A 12181-nucleotide genomic window follows, 5' to 3' on the forward strand; every position below is an offset into this window, starting at 1 on the left:
AGGACATCAGCATCCAGCGCATCGCGTCGGAGCCGTAGGAGTCGAAGACCTCGTAGACGTCCGGGTAGTTGCGCAGGCTCTTGGACATCTTGCGGCCGTCGGCGCCCTGCAGGATGCCGTGGCTCAGGCAGTTGCGGAACGCCGGCCGGTCGAACAGCGCGGTGGCCAGCACATGCATGGTGTAGAACCAGCCGCGGGTCTGCCCGATGTATTCGACGATGAAGTCGCCCGGGTAGTGGTGCTCGAACCAGTCCTTGTTCTCGAACGGGTAGTGCACCTGGGCGAACGGCATCGACCCGGACTCGAACCAGCAGTCGAGCACCTCGGGCACCCGGCGCATGGTCGACTGCCCGGTCGGGTCGTCCGGGTTGGGCCGGGTCAGCTCGTCGACATACGGCCGGTGCAGGTCGGTGACCTCGACCCCGAAGTCCTCGCTGAGCTGGGCGAGCGAGCCGTAGACGTCCACCCGCGGGTAGTTCGGGTCGTCGGACTTCCACACCGGGATGGGCGAGCCCCAGAACCGGTTCCGGCTGATCGACCAGTCCCGGGCATTGGCCAGCCACTTACCGAACGAGCCGTCCTTGATGTGCGCCGGCGTCCAGGTGATCTCCTGGTTCAGCTCGACCATCCGGTCGCGGAACTTGGTGACGGCCACGAACCACGACGACACGGCCTTGTAGACCAGCGGGGTGTCGCAGCGCCAGCAGTGCGGGTACGAGTGCGTGTAGCCCTCGTGCCGCAGCACCATGCCGCGTCCCTTGAGGTCGGCGATGATCGGCTTGTTCGCGTCGAAGACCTGCACGCCCTGGTAGTCGGGCACGAGCGCGGTGAACCGGGTGTGCTCGTCGACGGTCACGATCGTCGGGATGCCGGCGGTGTTGCAGACATTCTGGTCGTCCTCACCGAAGGCGGGCGCCTGATGCACGACACCGGTGCCGTCCTCGTCACTGACATAGTCGGCGGCGAGCACCTGGAAGGCGTTCGGGCCGGCCTGCTCGACCAGGAAGCCGAACATCGGGGCGTACCGGCGACCGGCCAGCTCCCGGCCGAGCACGGTGCCGACCCTTTCAAAACCCTCAAGCTCTTTCGCGTACGCCGCGACGCGCCCCGCACCCAGGATCAGCTTCTCACCGTCCTTCTCCAGGATCGCGTACTCGATGTCCGGGCCGACGGCGAGCGCGAGGTTCGACGGCAGGGTCCACGGCGTGGTGGTCCACACCGCGATCTTCTCGCCGGTCTCCAGCTGGAACGTGACGGTCAGCGCCGGGTCGGTGCGGTCCCGGTAGACGTCGTCCATCCGGGTCTCGGTGTTCGACAGCGGCGTCTCGCAGCGGAAACAGTAGGCGAGCACCCGGAAGCCCTCGTAAACCAGGCCCTTGTCGTACAGGGTCTGGAAGGCCCACATGACCGACTCCATGTAGTCCGGGTCGAGGGTCTTGTAGTCGTTGTCGAAGTCGACCCAGCGCGCCTGCCGGGTGACGTACCGCTCCCAGTCCTTGGTGTAGGTGAGCACCGAGGTCCGGCAGGCGTCGTTGAACTTGTCGACGCCCAGCTCGAGGATCTGCGACTTGGTGGTGATGCCGAGCTGCTTCTCGGCCTCGACCTCGGCGGGCAGCCCGTGGGTGTCCCAGCCGAAGCGGCGCTCGACGCGCTTGCCGCGCATGGTCTGATAGCGCGGGACCAGGTCCTTGACGTAGCCGGTGAACAGGTGGCCGTAGTGCGGCAGCCCGTTGGCGAACGGCGGGCCGTCATAGAAGACGTACTCGTTGCTGCCGTCTCGCCCGGCCGGGCGCGCGTCGACACTGGCCTCGAACGTCTTGTCGGCGGCCCAGTGCGCCAGCACGGCCCGTTCGACCGCGGGCAGGTCGGGGCTGGCCGGTACGCCGGCCGCGTCGGTGTGCTTGGGGTAGGCCATCTGGCGCTCGCTCCTCATGCAGTTCACACGTCGTGGACTGCGAGGACGAGCCGAAGCCCGCGGTACCACCTCGCTTGACGGCCGTGCGGCCGCCCGCTTCGTTCGCCGGCTGTGGTGCGGGCCGGTGTCCGCCCGGTTCTACTGAGGCGCGAGCGCCCGTTCTTCCGGAGGCTCCCCGGTGATGGCCGGATCGTCGCCTGACTACCCCAACGATACCGGCCGTCATTTGTTCCGCGGCGCCGGCAGGGTCGTACTCCACAACGAGACGCCCTCCCGGTCCCGCGGATCCACCCGGAAGGCACCGGTCCGGCCGGCCCGCCTCGGCCCATATCCGGCACAACCTGGCGCACGGGCGTCACCGAGGTGACGGCGGTTCTAAAGCTCCGGGAACCAGAGAGCGAGCTCACGCTTCGCGCTGTCGGAGGAGTCGGAGGCGTGCACGAGGTTTTCCCGGTTGGAGAGCGACAGGTCGCCACGGATCGTGCCCGCGGCGGCCTTGCGCCCGTCGGTGGCGCCGACCAGCGCCCGGACGACCGCGATGACCTCATCGCCGGAGAGCACCAGGGCGGCGAGCGGCCCGCTGGTCATGAAATCCTTGAGCGGCGGGTAGAAAGCCTTGTCCACGTGCTCGGCGTAGTGCTCGTCCGCCAGCTGGGCGTCCATGCTCCGCACGACCAGCGCGTCGATCGTGAGACCCTTGCGCTCGAACCGGCCGAGGATCTCCCCGAGCAGGCCGCGCCGCAGCGCATCGGGCTTGACGAGCACGAGCGTGCGCTCCGCGGGGGTGGTGGACACCGGAAGATCCTCCTGGTCATGACATGGGCAGGCTGACACACCGGTGGGGTGACACCGGAGTGTCAGCCTATCGGTACCGCCCGGGGCGTGAGCAGCAACCGCCCGGAAGCGCACTTTCCACGGGCGGTGGCGGCTACGTAACCTGACGGGTACACCCGGGAGGTCCACTGTGGCGAACCAGAACGGCCGGCCGATCGCACCGGCCCGCAAACTCGTGGCGGCGGTCGTCGGCACGATCGCGGTCTTCGTGATGCTGTTCGGCCTCGGCATGTCGAGCTGGGCGATCGTCGCGCTCGGCCTGGCGATGCTGATCCTGGCGATCGGCCTCGGCATGGTCAACGTGGTCAGACGCGGAGCCCGCGCCTGGGTGGCCGGATCGGCGCAGGTCAAGGCGGTCTCCGAAGCCCCGGCCACGGCGATCTACGGCCGCGCGGAACTACAGATCGTGATCGTCGCGCCGGGCTTGCCGACGTCGGAGGTGACGGTCCGCGACCCCCGCGTCCCGGTGGTCAAATGGCCCCGGGTCGGCGACACCCTGCCGGTGACGGTGGACGTGGACGACATGCGGCGGGTCCGGATAAACTGGGACGAAGCGGAAACCTACGAGACGACGAACCTCAACGTCCCGCCGACGTACTACGAGGAAGACCTGCCGGACGACGACCTGCTGGGCGGCGAACCGGAACCCCCACCATGGGCGACAAGAGACAGGCAGTGGGGCCGAGGCCCGGACGAGCCGCCACCGCCGCCACCGTCCCCTCGACCGGGTGACGCGGACGGCCCGCCACCGCCGCCCCCGCGAGCGGGCCTGATGGAGGAACAAACCTCACCGGTGATCGTCCGCGACGCCCCGGGCGGCCCGATCGTCGAAGGCCACCTGGTCGAGCCGGACTATGACTACACGTCACCGCTGCCGCAGCGAGCCCGCACGGCGACGGCCACACCGCCGCGCCCCGCGGAGAAGCCCCGGCCTCGACCTCGGCCGCACGCGGAGCCGCCCTCCGCTTCGCCTGTCTCACCCGCTTCCACCTCTTCCGCCCCTTCCGCCTCTGCCGACGCAACGGCTTCGGCAGCTTCGGCGGTCGTGGCAGATGAGGAAGAGTCGGCGCCGGTCGCCCCGGCGCAGCGCACCCCCACGGAGGCTGCTGCCGCCTCCGGGCCGGTGGCCGCCGTGGACCACGATCCGGAGATCGACCTCTCGCTGGACGGCGACCCGGAGCCGGCACCGGAGACCAGGCCGGCTGCGCAGGCGGCTGTGGACCAAGACCTCATCGCCCCACCGGCCGCTGACATCCCCGCCACCGCGGCGACGGCCACATCGGAGCCGTCGACCTCGCAGGATCGGGCAGGGCGCGTTCTCGACGCGGAAGACGCGCCGCCGTCGCGGCCGAGGGCTCGATCAGCGGATGACGTGCTGCTGGGGGATCTGGAACCGCCTCCGTGGGAGATCCGTGCCCAGCAGCCGGAGGCCGTGCCCGCTTCGGAAGCGGCACCGGACTTTGCTCTTGATGGCCCGCCAGCGTCTGCTTCCGGCATCCCGGCTTCCGATGCACCGCCGGCGTCGGCTTTCGATGCACGCCCAGCGGCGGAAGGCCGCCAGCGGCCTCGACCGACGGCGGTGCCCGACGCGCCGCAGGCAGAGCGACCGTCCGGCGAGAAGGACCGGCCGAGGAGCGAGGCACAGTCGACTGGCCTGGCAGCGGCGGCCGGTGCGGTGATGACGGCCGGAATCGCCGCCCTCGGCAACGTCTTCCGCAACAGGAAACAGGAAGAACCCCGCCCGTCCTCCGAGGCTCCGCGCCCCGCCCCCGCGCAACGCCCGCGCCCGGTCCCGGCACGTCCTGGCCCGGCACGCCCTAGCTCGGCAAGCCCTGACGCGCCTGGCTCGGCTGACACCGTCGCGCCGAGGCAGGCCGCAACCCCGTCCACGGCCGGCCCTTCTCCGGAAGGCGACCCGATCGTTGCTGCGGGCGCAGTGCCGACCACCGATTCGGCCCGCGCGCCTAACGCCGCCGACCCTGGCCTGCCCACCGAACCTTCCGCCTCTCGGTCGGCCGCCGATCCTTCCGCATCTCGCCCAGCTACCGCACCTTCCGCCTCTCGGCCGGCGGCTGAACCTTTCGCTTCTCGCCCGGCCGCCGAGTCTGCACCTCGCCACCCGGCTACCGAGCCGGCATCTCCCCGCCCGGCCGCCGAGCCCGCCTCCGAGCCGCGCTCGGCCAGCGCATCCAGCCCGGCCACCGCGCCCAGCCAGGCCAGCGCATCCAGCCCTGCCACCGCGCCCAGCCCTGCCACCGCGCCCAGCCCAGCCACCGCGCCCAGCCCGACCACCACGCCCAGCCCGACCACCGCGCCCAGCCCGACCACCACGCCCAGCCCGACCACCGCACCCAGCCCGACCACCGAGGCTGTTCCTACTGCCGGCGCTGCTTCGGCTGCCGTCCCCGCACCGGGGTCGGCCGCGAGGTCGGAGTCGGGGCCGACGAGCCGGTGGCCATCGGGCCCACAGCCCGAGGCCGGCACGGCGTCCGCCGCTGCTCCGGAGTCCGAGCCCGCCGACCCCGCCCAGCCACCTGCTCCCGAGGTGCGTCCCGGACAGGTATACACATCCCCGACGGCGTTCGGTCCGGGCGGCGGTTCCGGCACCGGAAGTCTCGCGGACACCAAACCTCGCCGGGAACCCACCCCGATCCGGCCCGGAAGCCTCTACAGCACCGGAACCTCCGGCGAGCCCACCCCGGGCAGTCCCCCGGCCGCAGCCACTGACGCGACCGTGACGGGATCCGCACCGAGCCCTTCGGCGCCCGGTCACACGTCGACGGCCGCCGGTGCCGCCGCCGTCGGGCGTGCGGGTGCCGCCGGAGGGTCCCAGGCCAGGCGCGGGAAGCCCTGGGCCGACCTCGAAGGTGGCTTCGAGCCGGACGAGCGCGCCGACGACGTGATCACCGCCTACCCGAGCGCCCGCACGGGCCCCGCGGGTGCCATTCACGGCGTGGGGATCACGGTGCTGGTCACCGATCTCGAACGGTCGGTGGCTTTCTACCGCGACATGCTGGGCTTCTACGAGATCGACGCCGGCTCGGGCAGCGCTGTGCTCGCCTCCGGCGACACGCGGCTGGTGCTGCGCGCGGTCCATGACGTGTCCGGTGCCGCTGGGCGCCTGGTCTACCTGAACCTCGAGGTAGGTGACGTGGAGGCGGTCTACGAGGAGCTGAAGCGCAAGGGCGTGCAGTTCGTCCACGGTCCGCGTCCGGTGAACCGCGGCGACAGGCTGGAGCTCTGGGCGGCCTCGCTCCACGATCCCGACAAGCACAACATCGCCATCACCCAATGGCGCGCGATCCGCTGACCCGGCCCGCCGGTCCACCCGCCGCCTCCAGCGGTGGCTGGACCGGTCAGTCCAGGATCTTGTGCCGCACCGACGTCGCATACGCCCAGGCAGCGCCGAAGATCAGCCCCAGCGCCGCCAGTGACCAGTGCAACAGCCCGGACGCCAGCAGCATGACCTGGAGCGTCGTGCCCGCGTGCCAGGCCCACGGGCGGCGCATGCTGCCGGCCAGCACCGCCGCCAGCAGCGCCAGCGCCACGACCACCCCGATGCCCCAGCCGCTGAGATCACCGCCCATGATGCGGATCGGCTGGATGGCCAGCAGCAGGACGATCGCTTCCAGGACGAGCGTGCCCGATCCCAGCCCACGCACCGCCGCCTCGGGATTGCGCAGGCCGGACCGCCGGGGCTCGGCCCCCTCGGCGCCGGCAGGCGCCTCCGGGTGCGACGGGGGCACGGGCGAGACCGGCTCCGGCGGCGGCGTGGTCACTTCTTCAGCAGCTTCCGCGCGTCGGCGACCGTCACGATCGAGCCGGTGATCAGCACCGCGACGCCGCTGTGCTCGCCGTCGGTGTTCTCCTCGGCGAGCACGACCGCTTCCTCGATGGCGTCGGGCATGTTCTCGGTGATCGTCACCCTGTCCTCGCCGAAGATCTCCTCCGCGAGCTGGGCGAGCTCGTCGACCGGCATCGCGCGCGGGGAGCTGTTCTGCGTCACCACCAGCTGCGCCGCGACCGGCTCGAGCAACTCGAGCAGACCGGCCACGTCCTTGTCGGCGAGCACCCCGACCACCGCGACCAGGTGGCGGAAGGAGAACTCCTCCTCCAGGGCGGTAACGGTCGCCGCCATGCCGTGCGGATTGTGTGCCCCGTCGAGCAGGATCGTCGGCGCGCTGCGCACCCGTTCGAGTCGGCCCGGCGAGTCGACGCCGCCGAAGCCCTCCCGAACCAGGTCGGCGTCGAGCTGCTTGGTCGCGCCCGCGCCGAGGAACGCCTCGACCGCCGCGAGCGCGAGGGCGGCGTTCTGCGCCTGGTGGGCGCCGAAGAGCGGCAGGAACACCTCGTCGTATACCCCACCTAGGCCCTGCAGGGTGAGGACCTGGCCGCCGACCGCCTGGTCGCGCCGGATCACGCCGAACTCGCTGCCCTCGCGGGCGACGCTCGCTCCCACCTGCGCGGAGCGTTCCAGCAGCGGACGCATCGCATCCTCGGTCTGCAGGGCGCTGATCACGGTGGCGTCCTTGTGGATGATGCCCGCCTTGGCCCAGGCGATGTCCTCGATCGTGTCGCCCAGCCACTCGGTGTGGTCGAGCCCGATCGGGGTGATCACGCAGACGCCGGCCTCGAGGACGTTGGTCGCGTCCTCCTCACCGCCGAGCCCGACCTCGACCACGGCGATGTCCACGGGCGCGTCGGCGAACGTCGCGTACGCCAGCGCCGTGGTCATGTCGAAGTAGGTGAGCGGTTCGGCCGACCGGTCGTCGATCAGCTCGGCCAGCGGGGCGACCTCGTCGTAGACGGCGACGAGCCGCTCCTCGGACACCGGCTCGCCGTCGAGACTGATCCGCTCCCGGACGGTCTCCAGGTGAGGGCTGGTGTAGCGGCCGGTGTGCAGGCCATGCGCCCGCAGCAGGCCGTCGATCATCCGCGCCGTGGACGTCTTGCCGTTGGTCCCGGTCAGGTGGATGGACGGGTAAGCCCGCTGCGGACTGCCGAGCACGTCCATGAGGTCACGGATCTTCTGCATGTCGAAAGCCATGCGGGTGAAACCACGCCCGTCGAGCGCGGCGATCACCTCTTTGTATGTGCTCATCAGATGATCTGCCAAAGCTCCCGCTCAGGGGGTGGGGCATCCACTGAGCTGATTGATTCGGTCGTTGGCCCCGTCATGCAGGCAACGCTTTGCGGGCCGCCGCGATTCTCGCCAGGTCAGCCTCGGCCGTGGCCAGCCGGTCCTTGATCTTCGCGACGACCTGTTCGGGCGCCTTACCGATGAAGGCGTCGTTGTTGAGCTTGGCCCGGCACTGGGCCGCTTCCTTCTCGGCCGCGGCGTGGTCCTTGTCGAGGCGGGCCCGTTCGGCGGCGATGTCGATCGTGCCGCGGGTGTCGAGGTCGACGGTGATGCCGCCGGTGACCGCGAGGGTCGCCGTGGCCGCGAACTCCGCGCCGGGAGCGTCGAGCCGGGCGAGCGAACGGATCAGCGGCTCGTGCACGTCGATCCCGACGTTGCCGAGGCCGGTCAGCGCGGCGCTGACCCGCTGGCCCGGGCGCAGGCCCTGGTCGGAGCGGAAGCGTCGCACCTCGGTGACGACCTTCTGCAGCGCGGCCAGCTCCTCCTCCGCCACGTCGTCGATGCGCGCGACGTCGGCGACCGGCCATGCGGCGACGACGATCGACTCGGCGCCGGTCAGCACCGTCCACAGCTCCTCGGTGACGAACGGGATCACCGGGTGCAGCAAGCGCAGCAGCTGGTCGAGGACGTGCCCGAGCACCCGGCGCGAGCGCACGGCCTCGATGCTGTCGCCGGCGAGCACCGGCTTGCTGAGCTCGACGTACCAGTCACAGACGTCGTCCCACGCGAAGTGGTACAGCGTGTCGCACGCCTTGGCGAACTCGTATGTGGCGAGCTGCTCGTCGACCTCGGCGATGACGTGCTGCAGCCGCGAGAGGATCCACTTGTCGACGCTCGACAGCTCCGCCGAGGCCGGCAGCTCGCCGTCGACCGTGGCGCCGTTCATCAGCGCGAAGCGCGTCGCGTTCCAGAGCTTGTTGCAGAAGTTGCGCGACCCCTGGCACCACTCCTCGCTGATCGGCACATCGGAGCCGGGGTTGGCGCCGCGGGCCAGCGTGAAGCGGGTGGCGTCCGCACCGTACCGGTCGATCCAGTCCAGCGGGTCGACGGCGTTGCCGAAGGACTTCGACATTTTCTTGCCGTGCGCGTCGCGAACCAGGCCGTGCAGGGCCACCACGTCGAACGGCTGCACACCGTTCATCGCGTACAGGCCGAACATCATCATCCGGGCGACCCAGAAGAAGAGGATGTCGTAGCCGGTGACCAGCACACTTGTCGGGTAGAACTTGGCCAGCGTCTCGGTCTGCTCGGGCCAGCCCATCGTGGAGAACGGCCACAGCCCGGACGAGAACCACGTGTCGAGCACGTCCTCGTCTTGGCTCCAGCCGTCACCGGACGGCGGCTCCTCATCCGGTCCGACGCAGACGACCTCGCCGGCCGGGCCGTACCAGACCGGGATGCGGTGGCCCCACCAGAGCTGCCGCGAGATGCACCAGTCGTGCATGTTGTCGACCCACGCGAAGTATCGCTTCGCCAGCTCCGGCGGCTCGATGGTCACCCGGCCGTCGCGGACGGCGTCGCCGGCCGCCTTCGCCAGCGGGCCGGTGTTGACGAACCACTGCAGCGACAGCCGCGGCTCCACAGTCGTCTTGCACCGCGAGCAGTGCCCGACGGAGTGCTGGTAGGGCCGCTTCTCGGCGACGATGCGCCCCTGCTCGCGCAGGGCGGCGACCACTGCGGGCCGGGCCTCGTATCGGTCGAGACCCTCGAACGGGCCGTGCACGGTGATGACGGCACGCTCGTCCATGATCGTCATGCTCGGCAGGTTGTGCCGCCGGCCGATCTCGAAGTCGTTCGGGTCGTGCGCCGGCGTGACCTTGACCGCGCCCGTGCCGAAGGCGGGGTCGACGTGCTCGTCGGCCACGATCGGGATGCGCCGCCCGGTCAGCGGCAGCTCGACCTCGGTGCCGATCAGGTGCCGGTAACGCTCGTCGTCGGGGTGCACGGCCACCGCGGTGTCACCGAGCATCGTCTCGGCCCGGGTGGTGGCGACGACGATGGCGTTGTCACCGTCTCCGTAGCGGATGGAGACGAGCTCGCCGTCGTCGTCGCTGTGCTCGACCTCGATGTCGCTGAGCGCGGTGAGACAGCGCGGGCACCAGTTGATAATGCGCTCGGCGCGGTAGATCAGGCCGTCGTCGTACAGCCGCTTGAAGATGGTCTGCACGGCCTTGGACAGGCCCTCGTCCATGGTGAAGCGCTCGCGGCTCCAGTCGACGGAGTCGCCCAGCCGGCGCATCTGACCGGTGATCGCACCGCCGGACTCGGCCTTCCACTGCCAGACCTTCTCGACGAACGCCTCCCGGCCGAGGTCGTGGCGGGAGAGCTGCTGGGCGGCGAGTTGCCGCTCGACGACGTTCTGGGTGGCGATGCCGGCGTGGTCCATGCCGGGCAGCCACAGCACCTCGAAGCCCTGCATCCGCTTGAAGCGGCTCAGGGTATCCATGATGGTGTGCTCGAGGGCATGGCCGACGTGCATAGAGCCGGTCACGTTCGGCGGCGGGATGACGATGGAGAAGGGCGGCTTGTCGCTTGCCGGGTCCGCCGTGAAGTAGCCCGCCGATACCCACTGCTCGTACCGCCGCTGCTCTACCTCGCCCGGCTGATACTGGGCGGAGAGGCCACCGGTGGGCCGGCTGTCAGGGGTACGGGTGTCGGTTGCTTCGCTCACCCGACAAGTCTACGGAGGCCGCGCGGGAAGCCTGCGATCGCACCGCCCTCCTGTGGACAGCGCCTGCCTGTGGATAACGCCCGGGTCCCGGCGGACGGTTGTTAGGCTCGCACGATGTCCGAACGCCCTGGCCCCCCTCCGCCGCCCGACGCGGCGCCGGTGGAGATCGCCGCCGACCCTTTCACCCTCTCCGAGGCCGCCGAGCCGGAGCCGGAGGAGCGAAAGCCGCAGTCGCGAACCCGGACGATCGTGCTGAGCTCACTGCTGGCGGTGGGCCTCGCGGGCGCCTCCGTCCTGGGATACGTCGGCTGGCGGATCGCCTCGCAGAAGGATGCGACTCTCACGGTGCCGGCGACAGTCGCGGGGCTCAGCGTCGACGGCAGTGACGAGGGCCGGAGCACGGCCGACTACCTACAGACCGCGCTGTCGGCGGACGTGGACCTGGATCGCGCAGTCGGTGCGGTGTTCACCGACGGCTCCGGCAAAGACGTCCTGTTCTTCGGTGGCACCACGCTGTTCTGGACGCCGGAGGACGACCTCAAGACAGCGTTCGGCCTGGTCTCCGACGAGCAGGGCGCGGTGACGGATCTGCACGACGTGCCGGCCGGCCCGCTCGGCGGCACGATGAAGTGCGGCAGCACCAAGGCGGACGGCGCCGACATGCCGGTATGCGGTTGGGCCGACCACGGAAGCCTCGCACTGGCCATGTTCCCGGGGCGCACGGTCGAAGACTCAGCGAAGCTGCTCGGCGACATCCGCGCCGCATCCCAGACCCGCGACTGATCCCAGAGAGCTCCGGCGGGAGGGGCGGCGTCCCTCCCCGCCGCGGCCCGGAAATGCAAATCCCGGAAATGCAACCGGCCCGGAAATGCAAATGGAGCCCGCCCCCCGACCGGGGGTGAGCTCCATAAAAAGGAGAAGGCCCACACCATCACTGGTGTGGGCCTTCTCTGACGTTAAGTCCGGCGGCGTCCTACTCTCCCACACCCTCCCGAGTGCAGTACCATCGGCGCTGGAGGGCTTAGCTTCCGGGTTCGGAATGAGACCGGGCGTTTCCCCTCCGCTATAACCACCGAAACAGCTGCCAGCAATCACAAACAACACCATGACTGGTTGTTTGTAAGCTGTGAATCACACAGTGGACGCGTAGCACAAAGTTTAGGGTAGTTAAGCCCTCGGCCTATTAGTACCGGTCGACTGAACCTATTACTAGGCTTACATCTCCGGCCTATCAACCCAGTAGTCTAGCTGGGGGCCTTACCCACTCAAAGGTGGTGGGATACCTCATCTCGAAGCGAGCTTCCCGCTTAGATGCTTTCAGCGGTTATCCCTTCCGAACGTAGCCAACCAGCCGTGCCCCTGGCGGGACAACTGGCACACCAGAGGTTCGTCCGTCCCGGTCCTCTCGTACTAGGGACAGCCCTTCTCAAGTATCCAACGCGCACGGCGGATAGGGACCGAACTGTCTCACGACGTTCTAAACCCAGCTCGCGTACCGCTTTAATGGGCGAACAGCCCAACCCTTGGGACCTGCTACAGCCCCAGGATGCGACGAGCCGACATCGAGGTGCCAAACCATCCCGTCGATATGGACTCTTGGGGAAGATCAGCCTGTTATCCC

The 12181-nt window shown here is 69.8% G+C and carries 7 protein-coding genes and 2 rRNA genes; 2 read left to right on the forward strand and 7 right to left on the reverse strand.

Going from position 1 to position 12181, the window contains the following annotated elements:
• Both ileS and ndk read right to left on the reverse strand, forming a co-directional pair.
• On the reverse strand, nt 1–1915 hold a 1915-nt coding region (gene ileS, locus DMB66_RS39650; RefSeq protein WP_125809274.1), incomplete at its 3' end, for an isoleucine--tRNA ligase.
• 375 nt (nt 1916–2290) lie between these two features.
• Nucleotides 2291–2710, reverse strand: a complete 420-nt coding sequence (ndk, locus tag DMB66_RS39655) for a nucleoside-diphosphate kinase (RefSeq protein WP_125809275.1) — start codon at nt 2708–2710, stop codon at nt 2291–2293.
• Nucleotides 2711–2879: 169 nt separating this feature from the next.
• Between ndk and DMB66_RS64435 the strand changes: the two genes are divergently transcribed.
• Nucleotides 2880–6059, forward strand: coding sequence for a VOC family protein (locus DMB66_RS64435; RefSeq protein ID WP_233625168.1), 3180 nt, complete (start codon nt 2880–2882; stop codon nt 6057–6059).
• Nucleotides 6060–6105: 46 nt separating this feature from the next.
• Here the strand turns inward: DMB66_RS64435 and DMB66_RS39665 are convergent, their stop codons facing one another.
• From DMB66_RS39665 to DMB66_RS39675, 3 genes are all read right to left on the reverse strand, one after another.
• On the reverse strand, nt 6106–6495 hold the full coding sequence (locus DMB66_RS39665) for a DUF4233 domain-containing protein (protein ID WP_125809280.1): 390 nt from the start codon (nt 6493–6495) through the stop codon (nt 6106–6108).
• Between the two features lie 29 nt (nt 6496–6524).
• Nucleotides 6525–7850 carry a folylpolyglutamate synthase/dihydrofolate synthase family protein gene (locus DMB66_RS39670; protein ID WP_125809276.1) on the reverse strand — a complete coding sequence of 442 codons (1326 nt, stop codon included), beginning with the start codon at nt 7848–7850 and terminating at the stop codon, nt 6525–6527.
• A gap of 73 nt (nt 7851–7923) precedes the next feature.
• Complete coding sequence (locus DMB66_RS39675) at nt 7924–10560, reverse strand: valine--tRNA ligase (protein ID WP_125809277.1); 2637 nt, start codon at nt 10558–10560, stop codon at nt 7924–7926.
• Between the two features lie 114 nt (nt 10561–10674).
• Here DMB66_RS39675 and DMB66_RS39680 point away from each other — a divergent pair, with 114 nt between their 5' ends.
• Complete coding sequence (locus tag DMB66_RS39680; RefSeq protein WP_125809278.1) at nt 10675–11343, forward strand: hypothetical protein; 669 nt, start codon at nt 10675–10677, stop codon at nt 11341–11343.
• Between the two features lie 177 nt (nt 11344–11520).
• Here DMB66_RS39680 and rrf read toward each other — a convergent pair.
• A 5S ribosomal RNA gene (gene rrf, locus DMB66_RS39685) occupies nt 11521–11637 on the reverse strand.
• Between the two features lie 86 nt (nt 11638–11723).
• Nucleotides 11724–12181, reverse strand: a 23S ribosomal RNA gene (locus tag DMB66_RS39690); the annotation flags it as partial.

The organism is Actinoplanes sp. ATCC 53533, from assembly GCF_003947245.1.

What these genes read in the sequence shown, in the direction of transcription:
- DMB66_RS39670 (WP_125809276.1), bottom strand. Translation starts at nt 7,850, where the DNA reads ATGAGCACATACAAAGAGGTGATCGCCGCGCTCGACGGGCGTGGTTTC.
- DMB66_RS39680 (WP_125809278.1), top strand. Translation starts at nt 10,675, where the DNA reads ATGTCCGAACGCCCTGGCCCCCCTCCGCCGCCCGACGCGGCGCCGGTG.